At 39.3% G+C, this 16176-nt stretch carries 15 protein-coding genes; all 15 read right to left on the bottom strand.

Going from position 1 to position 16176, the window contains the following annotated elements:
* Positions 1 to 33: 33 nt before the first annotated feature.
* Positions 34 to 648: a YpmS family protein gene (locus AB6M99_RS04595; RefSeq protein WP_121834420.1), complete on the bottom strand. Its 615-nt coding sequence runs from the start codon at positions 646 to 648 to the stop codon at positions 34 to 36.
* Positions 623 to 1462, bottom strand: coding sequence for an SGNH/GDSL hydrolase family protein (locus tag AB6M99_RS04590; protein ID WP_121834419.1), 840 nt, complete (start codon positions 1460 to 1462; stop codon positions 623 to 625). Before AB6M99_RS04590 ends, AB6M99_RS04595 begins: the two co-directional genes overlap by 26 nt.
* The gene (locus AB6M99_RS04585; RefSeq protein ID WP_369351138.1) at positions 1455 to 2291 is read right to left on the bottom strand and encodes a DegV family protein; all 837 of its coding nucleotides are present in this window, start codon (positions 2289 to 2291) and stop codon (positions 1455 to 1457) included. The genes AB6M99_RS04590 and AB6M99_RS04585 overlap by 8 nt, the downstream gene beginning before the upstream one ends.
* Positions 2292 to 2519: 228 nt before the next feature.
* Positions 2520 to 4178, bottom strand: a complete 1659-nt coding sequence (recN, locus tag AB6M99_RS04580; RefSeq protein WP_121834417.1) for a DNA repair protein RecN — start codon at positions 4176 to 4178, stop codon at positions 2520 to 2522.
* A 17-nt stretch (positions 4179 to 4195) separates the two neighbouring features.
* Positions 4196 to 4642, bottom strand: a complete 447-nt coding sequence (locus AB6M99_RS04575) for an arginine repressor (RefSeq protein ID WP_121834416.1) — start codon at positions 4640 to 4642, stop codon at positions 4196 to 4198.
* Between the two features lie 121 nt (positions 4643 to 4763).
* Positions 4764 to 5585: a TlyA family RNA methyltransferase gene (locus AB6M99_RS04570; protein ID WP_121834415.1), complete on the bottom strand. Its 822-nt coding sequence runs from the start codon at positions 5583 to 5585 to the stop codon at positions 4764 to 4766.
* On the bottom strand, positions 5578 to 6447 hold the full coding sequence (locus AB6M99_RS04565) for a polyprenyl synthetase family protein (RefSeq protein ID WP_121834414.1): 870 nt from the start codon (positions 6445 to 6447) through the stop codon (positions 5578 to 5580). The genes AB6M99_RS04570 and AB6M99_RS04565 overlap by 8 nt, the downstream gene beginning before the upstream one ends.
* Positions 6447 to 6665, bottom strand: coding sequence for an exodeoxyribonuclease VII small subunit (locus AB6M99_RS04560; RefSeq protein WP_121834413.1), 219 nt, complete (start codon positions 6663 to 6665; stop codon positions 6447 to 6449). Before AB6M99_RS04560 ends, AB6M99_RS04565 begins: the two co-directional genes overlap by 1 nt.
* A 147-nt stretch (positions 6666 to 6812) precedes the next feature.
* Complete coding sequence (locus AB6M99_RS04555) at positions 6813 to 7292, bottom strand: GNAT family N-acetyltransferase (protein WP_183121631.1); 480 nt, start codon at positions 7290 to 7292, stop codon at positions 6813 to 6815.
* Positions 7285 to 8613, bottom strand: coding sequence for an exodeoxyribonuclease VII large subunit (gene xseA / locus AB6M99_RS04550; protein ID WP_121834411.1), 1329 nt, complete (start codon positions 8611 to 8613; stop codon positions 7285 to 7287). The genes AB6M99_RS04555 and xseA overlap by 8 nt, the downstream gene beginning before the upstream one ends.
* 270 nt (positions 8614 to 8883) lie before the next feature.
* Entirely contained in the window at positions 8884 to 9687 is an 804-nt protein-coding gene (locus AB6M99_RS04545) for an MBL fold metallo-hydrolase (protein ID WP_245962669.1), read from the bottom strand.
* Positions 9668 to 11038 carry a cell wall metabolism sensor histidine kinase VicK gene (gene vicK, locus AB6M99_RS04540; protein ID WP_121834410.1) on the bottom strand — a complete coding sequence of 457 codons (1371 nt, stop codon included), beginning with the start codon at positions 11036 to 11038 and terminating at the stop codon, positions 9668 to 9670. The genes AB6M99_RS04545 and vicK overlap by 20 nt, the downstream gene beginning before the upstream one ends.
* Entirely contained in the window at positions 11031 to 11741 is a 711-nt protein-coding gene (yycF, locus tag AB6M99_RS04535) for a response regulator YycF (RefSeq protein ID WP_369351137.1), read from the bottom strand. The genes vicK and yycF overlap by 8 nt, the downstream gene beginning before the upstream one ends.
* Before the next feature lie 826 nt (positions 11742 to 12567).
* Positions 12568 to 14316, bottom strand: coding sequence for an ABC transporter ATP-binding protein (locus AB6M99_RS04530; protein WP_369351136.1), 1749 nt, complete (start codon positions 14314 to 14316; stop codon positions 12568 to 12570).
* 1 nt (position 14317) lies between these two features.
* Positions 14318 to 16051, bottom strand: coding sequence for an ABC transporter ATP-binding protein (locus AB6M99_RS04525; protein ID WP_121834406.1), 1734 nt, complete (start codon positions 16049 to 16051; stop codon positions 14318 to 14320).
* Between the last annotated feature and the right edge of the window lie 125 nt (positions 16052 to 16176).

Genomic DNA, 16176 nt, shown 5'->3' with positions numbered 1-16176 from the left:
ATAAATGTAAGCTCTTTTCAAGTTTTGAAGTGCTTATTTTCCATTTTTCTTGTAAATTTCGAAAGTGATGACGTCATTTTTCAAATCAATTTTTTTAGCTTTGACATAAATGTCTTGAGAATTTTTGATTTTTGTCACATCAATTGTGATGAGAGAATTTTCAGTATCAACCGTTACCAATTCAGGGAATTTATAGGCTTTCTTGAGGTATTTTAGGACCTCCCCTTCTGGCAATGATAGGGTTCCAGCAGAGAAAGAAGTCAATTTCAACTGCACTGCTCCATTTTCTGAAACATAAGGTTCAAAATAAATATAGAGTGGCACTTCATATCCCAAGAAAGTATAAGCTCCCTCAAAAAGCATGGTGGTTGAGCTAGCATAAAATTCAAAGGTCAAATTTTTAGCCTTTAAATCAGATAGATATGAAGCCAGTGTGGCATTTAGCTGCTCTTTAGTAGTCGTGATTGTTCCGATGCTAATACTCTTATCTTTTGACTTAGTCGAAACTGACTCTGTTACTGGCTCACGAATTTCGATTAAACGACTAGCAATCACCGAAAATAGGGCAAACTGTGCTGATAGAAGCAAAATAAACGCCCACTTCCAACCATTAATGCGTCTCTTATTTCCATTTTTTCTTTGTTTCACGAATTTCCTCCGTCACGGCATCTGCCATTAGCTGGTAACCTGTATTATTGGGATGAAAAAGATCATCAGCAAAAAGGGCATCGTTGATAACAGTTGTCTGTTTTCCAGATGTTTGAACAATACCTTCTTCACCATTAATTCCTTTATAAAGGAGATCATTAATAGGAACAAAATAAACATTTTGGTATTCTTTTGTCACCTTTTGAGTAGCCTTATTCCAATTTTCCACGACAGTTTGCATTTCTGTCACTTCAGGAAAATTCAGATAAAAGGGATTATAAATACCTAAAATATAGATTGGGAGATTCTTATTATCCTCTCTAGCTAATTCAATAATCTTTCTCAGACGTTTTTGGTAATCCTTAGCTGGTTTTTTAAAGGTGTCTACATCTAAATCAGCTAAATTCTTTCGAATGACAGCCATGACGTCGTTACCACCAACTGTCAAGGTCATTAAATCAGCTTTTTCCAAACTTTCTTTGATGTCTTCATCGTCTTTCATGCGTTTTAAAATCTGGTTACTTGTATTTCCAGCAACGCCGTAATTTTGGCTATTAATTTCATAACCATATGTTGCATTTAGATTATTTCCTAGTAAAGGAATAAAGCCACCCTGACCTGTTGTATCTCCTACTCCTTCAGTAAGTGAGTCACCAATAGCGACATAAGAAAAAGTTTCAACTTTTTGGGATAGAAAATCTTTTTTGGTTAACTTACTGTCTGATTTTGGGACGATTACATTAAAGAGAGCCAAGAAAAAGAGGTAAGATAATAGAAAACCTATAACTCCCAACAACAATCGTCTTTTATTCATAGCGCACCATGACGGCAAATGCCCCTTCCCCTGTATGCGTTTGGATGATTGAACCTGTTTCTAGAACCGAAATTTTTGAGGCATCAACGACCTCTAAAAGTTCTTCTTTTAGGGATTGTGCCAAATCAATCGTCCCCGAGTACGAGATCCCAATTTCAGCGATTTTTCGAGAAGCAATCTGTGATTTCCAGTTTTCTAGCCATTTGGTAAAAGTCTTTGTCCCACGCCCTTTAACGATTGGAGTGAGCTCATGATTTTTAAGTTCCATAATGACCTTAATATTGAGTAATGAACTCAGCATCCCTGTCACACGTCCTATACGACCACCTTTAACCAAATTTTCTAAGGTTGAAACTCCAATAAAGAGCTCAGACTTCGTTCGTACTTCTTCAATACGAGCTAATACCGTCTCTAGGTCCGCCCCTGCCTTGGCTAACTTAGCTGCTTCAACAACTTGGAATTTCATAGCTTGGTCAGTGAAGGTTGAATCCACGATCGTCACTGGAGCTTCTGCGATGTTTGCTCCTTGGCGTGAAGCTTCTAAGGTCCCCGATAGGGAATGAGTGAGGTGAATGGCAATAATATGGTCTGCCCCGCCTTTAACCAATGACTCGTAAGTCTCAGAAAATAGACCAACTGGCGGCTGGCTGGTTTTAGGAAGTTCTTTGCTACCTCTCATTAGAGAGCGAAATTTACTGACCTCTTTGAGTTCAGCATCAGAATAAAGTGTTCCATCCACCATGACAGATAAGGGAACAACAGTAATATCTAATTCCTTGATTAACTCTGGCTCAATAGTAACCGACGAATCTGTCAAAATTTTAATCATAATATATCATACCAAAAACGTGTGATTTTAAATGTTCTTATATGCTATCACAATCAGAAACTAACTAGGTCACGAAATCTTACATTCATTGAGCTGACAGTAACCTTAGTTCTTGAGTTTTAGAACACTTGTACACGTTATCCTTTTTAATCTTAATGGTAATATTATAGCAAAATTGCTCAGAAAATTGATAAAAGAGGTCTAAACAATTCAACCTCTTTTAGTTTTCTAAAGTTTTAATAATTCTCTTGCTTGAATGCGAGCAGTTTCTGTCACATCATCTCCTGCTAACATTTTAGCGATTTCTTCAACACGTTCTTCTGGCGTCAGTAGACGCACTGTTGAAACAGTCTTGGTATCATCGCTCTGCTTTTCAATAAAGAACTGATAATCAGCGATAGCAATCACCTGTGGGAGATGGGAAATCGCCAAAACTTGACCGTGGCGACCAATTTTATGAATTTTTTGGGCAATAGCCTGCGCAACACGACCTGACACCCCTGTGTCTACTTCATCAAATACAATACTTGTCTTATCTTCTCTTCTTGAAAAGGCTGATTTTATGGCTAGCATGAGACGAGATAATTCTCCACCAGACGCAACCTTAACCAAAGGCTTGAACCCTTCACCAGGATTTGTTGAAATGTAAAATTCGACAGTTTCATTTCCTTCGCGATTAAATTTACTTTTGATAAATTGGACCTGAAACTCCGCTTTTTCCATATAAAGGTCTTTAAGTTCTGACTTGATTTCATCTTGGAGAGCAACTGCTAGAGTATGTCTTTCTTGGCTCAATTGTGCCGCTGTTGAGACCAACTCTTTTTCTAGCACCTTAAGTTCACGTTCCATGTCATCTGAAGATTGCCCTTGACCAGTTAAAAGACTATACTCTGAACTAATATTAGCCAAATAATCTAAGACATCATCAACTGAGCCACCGTATTTTCTAGTGATGCTGTATATCACATCTAAACGTTGTTCAATTGCCTGTAAGCGACCGGCATCAAAATCCAAATCATCAATAATGGTTCCAAGACGCTTAGTCACTTCTTCCATAACGTAATAGGCTTCCGAAAGACTGCTAGAAAGCTCCTTGTATTCCAAGTCAAATTCTTCCAAACTCATCAAATCATTCATTGCTGAACGGACGTTAGACAGGCTGGAAAAGTCATCATTATCTAACATGACAAAGGCATTGGTCAATGTGTCTGCAATGTTTTTATGATTGAGCAGTTTATCGCGTTCTTGATTGAGCGCTTGATCCTCGCCAGAGACAAGATTGGCAGCTTCAAGTTCAGCCAATTGAAACTCTAACATCTCAATGCGCGCCTTGTGCTCCTGCTCATTTTTTTGTTTAGTCACAACTGCCTTACGCAAAGTTTTATAGCGATCAAAAATCTCTTGGTAGGATTTTTTGAGCGCCACAAACTCATCATCGCCAAAAGCATCTAGCAAGTGACCATGTAAGGCTGGTTTCATCAATTCTTCTTGGTCATGTTGACCATGAATGTCCACCAAATGTTGCCCAACAGCCTTAAGTGTCGTCAAATTAACTAAGGAACCATTGATACGGCTAATGCTACGGCCATTTTGCAAAATCTCACGGCGGATAATGAGTTCATCGGTCACTTCAATCCCATTATCTTCTAAGAGTTGTGTTAGTGCAGTATTTTGGTCCACTGAAAAGAGACCTTCTATCTCTGCTTTTGGCGCTCCATAACGGATGACTTCTGTGCTAGCACGAGAACCTAACATCAGATTCATGGCATCAATAATGATGGATTTCCCTGCCCCTGTCTCACCAGTCAGCACGGTCATTCCCTTCTCAAAATTGAGCGAAATTTCTTCAATGATGGCAAAGTTTCTGATGGCAATTTCTAATAACATAGCCACTCCTTATTTGATTAAGTCCAGCTGCTAATACGTTTTTGAAGAGCTTCTGCCGTAGCATCCGTTGGAGCAACGAGAAGAAGGCTATCATCATCAGCAACCAAGCTAAAAATTTGATCTGAAAATTCATTTAAAATATGGCGTTTCAATAAACGGCTATTACCTGGAACAACCTCAATATTGAGCATGTTTTTCAAACGTGAAATTTCTAAAATAATAGCAGATAAGTTTAACGGTTGAGGAACAATGACTGCTGCCTTGCTCGTTGATAATCCATAAACGTAACGTCCTGATTTTGATGGTACTTTGACGATACCAATTTCATTCATATCACGTGAAATGGTAGCTTGAGTCGGTGTCAAACCTTCTTTTTCTAAAAAAGATAACAATTCATGCTGTGTTTCAATTTCATTCGATAAAATAATTTTTTTAATTAATTCTAAACGTTCATTTTTTTTCATAAGTATCATTTGCAGAGCTTTATAGCCAGAGAAAAAGATGAGTTTTATAAATCTATCACCATTTTCAATGCACTTAGCTCTGATTTAGTCAGTGTTTTTGACTAAATATTCCTTTCTTCATTTATAGGGATGCTTTAAAAGCATCATGTGCTTGTATAACCACTTGAGAAATGGCTGAGCTAACAAGATTGTTTGCGTCAGCAGCTTTTTCCAAATGGGCTAAAAATTCAATATTGCCATGACCACCTTGGATCGGTGAAAAATCAAGGCCTTTAACAGTAAATCCGTAATTAACGGCAAAATGTGTCACTGTTCCTAAAACTTTTTCGTGAACCGTCTGATCCTTGATAATCCCATTTTTACCAATTTGTTCACGTCCTGCTTCAAATTGAGGTTTAATAAGAGCAACCACTTGACCACCTTCTGCTAATACTTTATGAAGAGCCGGTAAAATCAAATTCAATGATATGAAACTGACATCTATTGACGCAAAAGTCGGTTGCCCTTCTGTGAAATCAGACAATTCAGCATAACGGAAATTGTATTGCTCCATAGAACGCACGCGCTCATCATTACGCAATTTCCAGACCAATTGATTGGTACCAACATCTACTGCGTAAACCAATTTCGCACCGCTTTGAAGCATGACATCCGTAAAACCACCTGTCGACGCACCAATATCAATGGTTGTTGCACCTTCAACTGAAATACCAAAAACGTCAAGCGCCTTCTCAAGTTTCAAACCGCCCCGACTGACATACTTGAGCTTTTCACCTTTGAGTTTTAACTCAGTGCTATCATCAATTTTTTCACCGGGTTTATCATAGCGCTCACCATTGATGACATTGACCACAAGACCTGCCATAACACCACGCTTGGCCTGTTCTCGCGTCTCAAAAAGTCCTTGTTTGTGCGCTAGGACATCTACTCTTTCCTTAGGCATGAAGTCGCAACCTTTCTATTATTTCTTGGATATTTTGTGGATTAAATCCTTGATTTTCTTGGAGTTTTTGGAAAATGGCTTGCGCTTTCTCCAGACTCTCATTTAAAATCGCATAAGATTTTTCTAAACCTAGAAGGGCTGGGTAGGTAGATTTTTCAGCCAACAAGTCTTTTTGCGGTGTCTTACCGATTTCCTCAAACGTCGCCGTCACGTCTAAAATGTCATCACGGACTTGAAAAGCAAGACCAATTAACTCACCCGCTGTCTGTAAATCAGTCACAACAACGCTTGACTGCTCTGCTATTATCCCAGCTGCTACAAAAGGAAAAGCCAATAATTTTCCCGTTTTATTAGCATGAATCGTTTGTAGGTCTTCTAAAGAAAGCTGCGCCTCCTCACCTAACATATCTAGCATTTGCCCACCAACCATACCAAAGGTTCCTGAACTATAGGACAACTCCGAAACCAATTGAATCTTAATCTCAGCAGATAAATTTGTCTCCGCAATCAAACCAAAGGGATCCAAAAAAAGAGAATCGCCTGCCAAGATAGCTGTCGCTTCATTAAACTTTTTATGATTGGTTAGTCTACCTCGACGGTAATCGTCATTATCCATAGCTGGTAGGTCATCATGGATGAGGGAACCCGTGTGAATCATCTCAACAGCTGCCGCCACATCAAAATGACTGTCATTTAACTTAACTCCAAAACCTTCTAGGATTTCTAGCATGATTAAGGGACGAATTCTCTTCCCGCCAGAATCAATCGAGTAAAGAATACTGGCAATCAACTCTTCTGAAATAACCTTTCGACTACGGTAATAGCGATAAATCGCCTGATCTATGCCTTGCAACTTATCCATTAGGCATCAAATTCCTTTTCTGAACCATCAGCCTGCATGACCTTGACCAAGGTTTTTTCAGCCTGAGCAAGCGTCTGTTGTAAATCCTTTGACAAGACCATTCCTTTTTGAAACTCGGCGATAGCCTCTTCCAAGGCGACATCACCATTTTCTAGCTTGGCCACAATAGCTTCTAATTCTTGTAAATTTTCTTCAAATGTTTTTTTCTTGCTTGGCATTATTTACAATTTCGGATATCGTCAATAAAATGAAATCCATAACACATCGCATTAAGCACATATGGTATTTCATCATTGAAAAACCTACCCACAGTCAGTTTAGAATACTAAACTGACATTTCCTTTCTAATAATTCTATCGAAATCCTTAATCATTATCCTTTTCCATAATGATTAAGTTTCCAAATCGACCTGGAAAATCTTCCCGCAATCGTTTAAATCCTAACTGCTCATACATCGCTTGAGCTGGGATATTAGCTACATTGACGGCTAATATAAGACTGTCACACACCCTACCTAAAACATCTTCAATAAAATCGAAAATCAGTAACATGGCCTGACTGCTGTAACCCTTACGACGGTATCTATCATCAATGGACAACGCTCTTAAAAGCACTCGCTTAGTGCTGTCATATCCGTAAGTTTCCGGACCACCCTCAAAATGCAAGGTAAAATAACCCACGATCTGATTTTCATTAAGCACGATAACAGGTTGACGTGACGACTCCATTAAACAGTCTTCAATTGCCTCTCTTGGATGAGCTGTAAAGGTCGTATCACAAAGCTGATAATCCGATAGGTCTCCATGGCTATTGATGTCATATCTTTCTAAATGAATCTTAGACAATATCAACAACCTCAACTTCCAGCTGCCCATCTTTCATGAGAACATTAAGGGTATCACCTTTACTAACTTCCTTACTACTCGCAACTATCTGATGATTTTTTTGAACCATTGCATAGCCACGCGCAATAATTCTATTGGTATCCAGTGACAAAAGCGCATCTTGTGCCTTTTCAAATCGAGATAACTTGCTATCGTACTGGTTGGTCATGTGAGACTTGAGAAGTCGTTCCTGAACGGCCAAGCGCTCATAATAACTGGTGAGTCTACCTTTCAAGTCCACCGCCAATAAACGCTGGTTTATCAAAGCTGATTTCTGCTGAGCTTGGTTCAATTGATTTTCAGTTTTTGTGACTAATCTCGTCGTTAATTTATCCAATTTCTGCACATAGCCGTCATAAAGACGTTCTGGCTGTCTGAAAATAACAGAGTTTGACAGTTTTAACACACGCTCCTGATTAAATTGAATACGCCGTAGTGTCGCTTGATAAGCCCTATTTTGTCGCTCTGCAAGCCATGACACAATATCCGATTTTGTTACAGGGGTTGCTAGCTCGGCTGCTGCTGTTGGAGTAGCTGCTCTGCGATCGGCGACAAAGTCTGCCAAAGTCGTATCAGTCTCGTGGCCCACAGAAGATATCACTGGCAATCTGGACTCAAAAATCGCTTGAACGACGATCTCTTCATTGAAAGACCAGAGATCTTCAATAGAGCCACCACCACGACCAACAATCAGCAAGTCAAGGTCACTTCGTTCATTTGCCTTAGCAATATTTGTTGCCACTTCATGAGCACTTCCCTCCCCTTGAACCTTGGTTGGAAAAAGTAAAATCTCAACACCTGGAAACCGTCTGCTTACTGTCGTAATGATATCTCGGATCACAGCACCACTTGGACTGGTAATGACACCAATTTTTTTGACAAATTGTGGCAGAGCTTGTTTATGGCGATCATCAAAATAGCCAGCTTCAGATAATTTTTTCTTGAGTTGCTCAAATTGAACAGCTAAAGCACCAACACCATCCGGCTCTGCCTTTTCAATAATAATGGAGTAAGAGCCGCTTGGCGGATAAAGTTCAATGCGACCAATAACATTGACTTTCATGCCTTCTTCAAGGTCAAAGCCAAGTTTTTTGTAAATACCGCCCCACATGGTCGCTTGAATAACTGCACCCTCATCCTTGAGGGAAAAATACTGGTGATTTGGTCGTCTACGAAAGTTAGAGACCTGACCTGTCAAGTAGACTCGCTCCAAATAAGGGTCACGGTCAATCTTCATTTTAAGATATTTGGTCAAATTAGTGACCGATAAATAATCTGTCAACGCTCTTCCTTTCTTTCAAATCTATAGTGACACTATCGTCAGTTGTTATCCCTATCAAGTTTTACTTTTATCATACTATCTTCTTAAAAACAAATAATGATACGTTTGGAAGTTAATCACTCAATAATCACATTTGTATACTTTAACAATTATACCAAAAATAGTTTAAATATAGTTATCCAGAGGTCATTTTGTTTTTACGCTTTTCTAAGTAAAAGAGGATGGAATCTAAAATATCCAATCCTCAATTAGTTATATCGTGCAAAAAATCTAAATCTGAGTCAACGGAGTTGCAGTATCTGGAGAAGTATCTAAAATTTTAACCGTACGTTCAACATCAATATCTGCCTGTGCAAGATTATTTTTAACAGTCAGGTGAGCTAATTCTTTGATGTTATTTTCTTTAGATAAATGCCCCAGATAAATTTTTTGCGTTCTGTTACCCAGACTATCAATCATGGCCTGTGCTCCAGCTTCATTTGATAAATGCCCATAATCTGATAAGATGCGCTGCTTTGTTGACCAAGGATATGAGCCTGCTCTCAATATTTCAATATCATGGTTGGCTTCAATGAGATAGGCGTCAGCATTTTCAATAATCCCTGACATCCGATCGGAAACATAACCCGTATCTGTCAACATGACAAAACTCTTGTCATCTTTCATGAAACGGTAAAATTGCGGAGCTACAGCATCGTGACTAACAGCAAAACTCTCGATATCTATATCGTCAAATGTAAGCACCTTTCCTGTCTCAAAAATATGCTTTTGACTCACATCCAGTTTACCTAGCATCTTGTCCATGGCCTGCCAAGTCTTACTATTAGCATAAACGTCTAAATTATATTTACGGGCTAAAACACCGACACCGTGGATATGATCTTTATGCTCATGTGTTACTAAAATAGCGTCTAAATCCTCTGGTTTTCGGTCAATTTCATCAAGTAAACTCACAATTTTCTTACCAGAGAGACCAGCATCGACTAAAATACGTTTCTTTGGGGTTTCTAAGTAAAAGGAATTCCCGCTAGAACCTGAAGCAAGGATACTATACTTAAACCCCTTTTCCATCACCATTGTCTTCGTAATCCTCCCATTCATCCAATTCTAGAACTTCTTTGTCATAAGGCAAAACAATTGTAAAGGTTGACCCCTTACCTTCCTCACTTTTAGCCCAAATGAAACCTTGGTGTTGTTTCACAATTTCTTTAGCAATTGATAGACCTAAACCTGTTCCACCTTGAGCACGACTTCTGGCTTTATCAACGCGATAAAAGCGGTCAAAAATCAACGGCAAATCCTTTTTAGGAATGCCTAATCCTTGGTCTGTAATAGAAACAATTAACTGACTATCCGTGGTTTTCATACTCACCTTAATCTGCCCACCATCAGGTGAATACTTGATTGCATTATTTAAAATATTTTCAATAACCTGTGTCATTTTGTCATTATCAATCTCCATCCAAACAGATGTCAAGGGATAGTCACGAACAATCTCAAAATTCTTATCAGATGTTGTATGCTGACTTTTAACTTTATCAAAGCGATTCAAAATTGACGTCATAAAAGCTGTAAAATTTGTCATTTCTACTTCTAACTGCACCGCACCATTATCAATTCTAGAAAGGTTAAGAAGGTCAGTAATCATACGCATCATACGGTTAGTCTCGTCTAAGGATACTTTGATAAATTGCGGAGCAACATCATCTTTTAGAGCCCCTTCATCAAGAGCCTCTAAATACGATTTTACCGAAGTTAATGGCGTGCGCAACTCGTGACTAACATTTGATACAAAAAGACGACGTTCACGCTCTTCTTTTTCTTGTTCTGTAACATCGTGCAACACCACAACTAATCCCGAAATAAAACCAGACTCTCGACGGTTTAAGGCAAAACGAAAACGTAACGTCATGAATTCCCCAAATTCATTTCGGCGATTAATCAAAATATTCGGTGTTTTAACAACCAAATCATGGTAAGAATAAGGATTATCACTCCCAAGAATATCTAGGATGGTCATCTTCAAGGCTTGCTCAGCAGTTAAATTAAGCTGTTTTTGAGCAGTTTCATTAATCGTGACAATTTTACCACCACGGTCAGTCGCTAAAACCCCATCAGTCATATAAGCTAAAAGGCTAGAAAGACGGTCTCTTTCCTGTGATAAATTACCGTGAGTCAAGCGAACCACCTCAGACAAATCACTGAGACTATTGGCAAGATCTTCTAAATCCGAATCAGCTGCAACGTCCAAAATATCTGAATACTCCCCATCAATCAGGGCGTAAACATTTTCAGTCAACTGACGAATAATCTTTGCCTGCCTATAATCACGATAGGCACCGTACAAGAGATATGTCGCCGTTATTCCCAAAAGGAGTAAAAGAAAACTCTCAAAAATTCCTAAATTATCTGTTAAATTAGTCATATGCTTTCATATAATAGCCAACACCACGGCGGGTTAAGATGTACTCTGGACGACTAGGAATATCCTCAATTTTTTCACGCAGACGTCGCACGGTTACGTCAACAGTACGCACATCTCCAAAGTAATCGTAGCCCCAAACTGTCTCTAGGAGATGTTCACGCGTCATCACTTGCCCAATATGAGTCGCCAAGTGGAATAATAATTCGAACTCCCGGTGAGTCAACTCCAGTTCTTGACCACGCTTATGTGCCACATAAGCATCTGGTAAAATTTCTAGCTCACCAATTTTCAAAAGACTCGATTTTTCCGAAGCATTTTCATCAGCAAGAGCAAGTTCAATGTTTTCTGTACGACGCAAGTGAGCTTTCACACGTGCTAACAATTCACGATTTGAAAAGGGCTTGGTCACATAATCATCTGCACCAATTTCCAATCCAATGACCTTGTCAAACTCGCTATCTTTTGCAGAAAGCATGATAATAGGAATATGACTTGTTTTACGCACTTCTTTGGCAACTTCAAGTCCATCTAGCTCTGGCAACATCAAATCCAAAATAATTAAGTCAGGATCCTCCGCTGCAAATTGCGCAAGGGCTTCTCGTCCATCGAAAGCCGTAACGACTTCATAGCCTTCCTTCGATAAATTAAATTTAATGATGTCTGAAATTGGTTTTTCATCATCAACAATAAGAATTTTTTTCATTGGTTACATTGACCTTTCTTTTAGGTTTGTTCTCATATCTGCGACTATTATAGCAAATTTGTCCATAAATAGAAACTTTCCGCTTTTAATTCTAAATATAGTGACACGTTATTATAGCATTATCGCCACTTGATAGCTTTTACTTAGAGCACAGTTCTATCTTATCAAAATTAGTATTTAACTTTTCAATAACTTCTCCTTGCATCGTCATGGTTTTAAGTAATGTTTTTTGCTCATTTGATAATAAGAGCATGTTGTTACCTTTTTTTAAATCTCATCTAATACCTTAGCCTCAGCTTTTAGTCCTCCTGCTAACTGTAAAACTGCAACTATCCGGCTCTAAATCAATCCGCATTTCACCCAAAGGTGTGCCATGAGTTTTTTATTTCTAAATTTTGATCACAAAATAAAAACACCTCAAATAGGTGCTTGTATTCATAAATCAAATTAAATGGTATTAGGCTTTATGTTATAATCTGTAAAAACTCCGACCCCGATAAGTACAAAGTAAGTGATAGGCGAGAAAAATGCTCCTATCCCAGTAGCGATAATAACAAAATCAAAAAGAATGTCCCCGTTAAATAAATAGTAAATAACCGCAACTAAATAGATGATTTGTAAAATAGTTTGAAATAAAGATACCCTATTTTGAGATAACATTCTCACTCACCTCTTTCTACTTGCATTATACTCTTTTCATATAGGATTAGGTTTATTGACATAGCACTTCAGTTTAGAATATTACTCGTTAAAAATCAAAATTATAATTTTATAACAATCAAAAAAACAGACCCCATTGGTGGAATCTGCTTCTATAATAAATGGATTAAACTGATACTCTTTGCTGGATTTTATGCATTTCAGCATAACGGCCACCTAGTGCCAAGAGCTCGGCATGGGTTCCACGTTCAATAATCTGACCTGCATCCAAGACAAGAATTTGGTCTGCATTTTGAATGGTTGAAAGCCGGTGGGCGATAATAAAGGTTGTCCGTCCTTCTTTAACGATATGCATTGCACGTTGAATGACTTCTTCTGTCTCGGTATCAATGTGCGAGGTTGCTTCGTCTAAAATTAAAATTTTAGGGTCCGTAATCAAGGTTCTAGCAAAAGCAATCAACTGACGCTCTCCTGATGAGAAGGCAGAGCCTTTTTCAACTACTGGCTCGTGGATACCTTTATCTAATCGCTCCACCATGTCTTTTGCTCCAACCTTTTCAAGACTGGCTAAAATCGCTTCATCAGATAACCCTTTATTTTCCATGGACACATTACTAGCAATGGTTCCTGTGAAAAGATACGGATCCTGCAACACAATTCCCATATAGCTCCTGAGACTTTCACGTGAAAAATGACGAATATCCTGTCCGTCAATCAGAACCTTTCCTTCTTGTGGGTCATAAAAACGATAGAGGAGATTCATGATAGACGATTTTCCTGAACCTGTATGCCCAACCAAGGCAACTGTCTCACCCGCCTTAGCATGAATGGCAATATCACGAAGCACCGCTTTTCCTTCCTCATAAGCAAAGGTTACATGGTCAAAGACGACGTCCCCCTCTTGGACAAATAGCTGAGCGTCACCATCTGCTTCTTCTTGTTCTTCCAATAAATCAAGGACACGGCGTCCTGTCTCCAGTGAACGATGGATGTTGGGTAGCTGTCTCACCAACATTCCCAACAAATCAAATAATGTCGTAATATAGTTGATATAGACAAAGAGACGACCAGGGGTGACTCCTAGATTTCCACCTAAAAATTGATAGCCAACCACTGTTAGAACACCTGAAATCACCATGTACTTGGCAAATTCTGTCAGTGTCCAGGACGCTGTTGAATTGACCAGATGCATGCGATTATCTGCCGCCAACATTTTCCCAGAAGTCTTGTTAAAATCTTCCAAAACCTTTTCTTCCTGGTGGTAAAGTTGAATGAGACTCGCTCCGTTCATCGTTTCGTTGACCTGAGTATTGACCTCACTTCGGGCATCATAGAAATCCTTCATCGGTTTATTAGTCGCTCGCCCATACAACACCTGTAACCCATAAAAAAGAGGAATTAAAATAAGCATGTAAAGACCAATCGTCACATCCAATCGAATTAAAATCACGTAGATGGCAATAATCCGAATGATATTGAGAAAAATCATGGTCAACAGATTGCTATAGAATTGATTGCGTAGCGTTTCGGTATCATTGACAATCCGTGTCGCGATTTTCCCAGCAGGCTTATCATCGAAATAAGAAATCGGTAGCCGCTGCATTTTATCAAAAGCTTGATTACGCAAGTGAGCCGTCACTAAAAAGGCACAGCGACTAAAAATGTATCGGTTAAAATAGTAAAGAAATAACGACAATACTGTAAGACCAGCATAGAGGGCCATATACTTCATAAAAAGCGCTTGGTTGATAACCTTACCTTGGTCAAGAACTGTTAAACTACTATCAATGACTTGTTGCAAAACTAGGGGTGATAATTGACTGACCGCTGTTGCTAGCAAAAGCATAACAACACCAAGTGCAAAAAGACCTTTCACAACGGTTAATTGCTTCATTAAGTTTAATATCGTCTTCATTTTACACCTCCTCTTCTATCCCTTGTGCTTGCTGACGTTGGTATTGTTCAAAATACCAGCCACCTAATTGAATAAGGTCATCTGGGGTCCCCTCTTCGACAATACGACCATCTTCCAGAACCAACACCCAGTCAGCATGTTGTACCGCAGATAATCGGTGGGTAACGATAATATTAGTCTTACCAGCACGCTCTTTCTGGATATTTTGAATGATTTTTTTCTCCGTTCTCGCATCAACAGCTGATAATGAATCATCTAAAATCAAGAGTTCTGGGTCCTTGATAAAGGCACGCGCTAGGGAAATCCGTTGCTTCTGACCACCTGATATAGACACCCCACGTTCACCAATGGTTGTGGCTAGGCCATTTGACATACGCTCCAAATCCTCTGTAAAGGCTGCTGTTTCAATAGCCTGATGAATGGCATTCTCATCAGCATTCGGTTTCCCCATAGCAATGTTTTCACCAACAGACCGTGAAAAGAGGATGTGTTCCTGTGGCACATAGCCAATCAGCCCCTCTACACTTTTCCGAGCGTACTCAGTGATTGCTCTGCCATTTAACCCAAAACCACCAGAACCAACAGGGTATTGACGGAGAAACTGGCGCACCAGAGTCGTCTTACCTGACCCAGTCTTGCCGACAATACCAAGCGTCTGTCCTTTTTTAAGGGAAAAGCTGACGCTGTTAAGGCTAGCATGTGTTGCCTGAGGATAGGTAAAACTGTAATCTTTAAAGTGAGCCACTTCAAAGGCTTGCGCTTCTAACTCACCATCAGCTTCCATATCATCACTGGTCTCAATCAAGCCCTGTAATTTCTCGAAAGAGGTCCGTCCTGTCTGGTAAACCAAAACAAGCTCTGAAAGCATGGAAATCGGTTCTGTCAATGAGACCGTATAAAGCTGCATGGCTAACACTTGACCAACCGTCATACTGCCATCTGCAACAAATGTTGTTCCTAAAAGCAGGGTAACCAAAGTCGTTGCTCCAAACATGAGGGTATAGATAGGGTTGTAAAGTGCCGTGACGCGCACCAAGCGATTTTCTCGGTCAACCAAATCCTGTGTTTTCTGACGAAAACGGGTCGCCTGCAAATCCTTACGACTGTAAGCACGCATGACACGAACACCCTCGATGGCCTCCACCACCTCATTACTCAGATTTGCCACCGCCTCACGATTATCATCAAAAAGGCTATCTGTTTTCCTACTGATAAAATAAATGGCTGATGATAAGATAATGACTGGTAAGAGGGCAGCAAAAGTAATCTGCCAAGACATGGCAAACATGACTGGAATGATAAAGAGTAGCATCCCACCGGCATACAAGACCGTCATTAAACCATAGCCCACCAAATCTTGTAACATCTCCACATCAGAAGAGAAACGAGTCATCATATCGCCTGATCGGAATTTTTCGTAAAATGGCGTCCGCATGGAAACTAATTTTTTAAAGGCATTTTGCTGCAAATCAAACTTAAATCGACTGGCCTGCTGAAAGATTTTCAAACTCCAAAAGAAGGCTGTCACATAACTTACCACTGTGGCTCCAACCAGAATCCCGATATTCAACCAAAGATTACTTTTTGTCAGACTTCCTGTCGTCATCAAATCAATCAATCGTTGAATAATCTGAGTTGGAACCACCAGACTGGCATCGTAAATAATCAAGACAAGACCTACTAAGACATAAAGCCACTTGTGGTCTTTAATATATTTTCCAACTAACTTAAACATATTTTCTCCCAAAATATTTTTCTTTATATAAACTAACTATTTTTTCTAACCTAAAAAGTCTATCTACTACATTTTCTCCACCTACATCATTTTTCTTTCTTGGTATTGATTTCAAGACACACAAA

It is taken from the genome of Streptococcus hillyeri (assembly GCF_041081565.1).
GTDB lineage: Bacteria > Bacillota > Bacilli > Lactobacillales > Streptococcaceae > Streptococcus > Streptococcus hillyeri.
This window is presented reverse-complemented; position numbering and strand designations above follow the sequence as displayed.

Coding starts and splice junctions, on each gene's coding strand:
- AB6M99_RS04585 (WP_369351138.1), bottom strand. CDS start 2,291: ATGATTAAAATTTTGACAGATTCGTCGGTTACTATTGAGCCAGAGTTA.
- AB6M99_RS04565 (WP_121834414.1), bottom strand. CDS start 6,447: ATGGATAAGTTGCAAGGCATAGATCAGGCGATTTATCGCTATTACCGT.
- AB6M99_RS04570 (WP_121834415.1), bottom strand. CDS start 5,585: ATGCCTAAGGAAAGAGTAGATGTCCTAGCGCACAAACAAGGACTTTTT.
- AB6M99_RS04590 (WP_121834419.1), bottom strand. CDS start 1,462: ATGAATAAAAGACGATTGTTGTTGGGAGTTATAGGTTTTCTATTATCT.
- AB6M99_RS04575 (WP_121834416.1), bottom strand. CDS start 4,642: ATGAAAAAAAATGAACGTTTAGAATTAATTAAAAAAATTATTTTATCG.
- vicK (WP_121834410.1), bottom strand. CDS start 11,038: ATGACTAATTTAACAGATAATTTAGGAATTTTTGAGAGTTTTCTTTTA.
- yycF (WP_369351137.1), bottom strand. CDS start 11,741: ATGAAAAAAATTCTTATTGTTGATGATGAAAAACCAATTTCAGACATC.
- AB6M99_RS04560 (WP_121834413.1), bottom strand. CDS start 6,665: ATGCCAAGCAAGAAAAAAACATTTGAAGAAAATTTACAAGAATTAGAA.
- AB6M99_RS04525 (WP_121834406.1), bottom strand. CDS start 16,051: ATGTTTAAGTTAGTTGGAAAATATATTAAAGACCACAAGTGGCTTTAT.
- AB6M99_RS04530 (WP_369351136.1), bottom strand. CDS start 14,316: ATGAAGACGATATTAAACTTAATGAAGCAATTAACCGTTGTGAAAGGT.
- recN (WP_121834417.1), bottom strand. CDS start 4,178: ATGTTATTAGAAATTGCCATCAGAAACTTTGCCATCATTGAAGAAATT.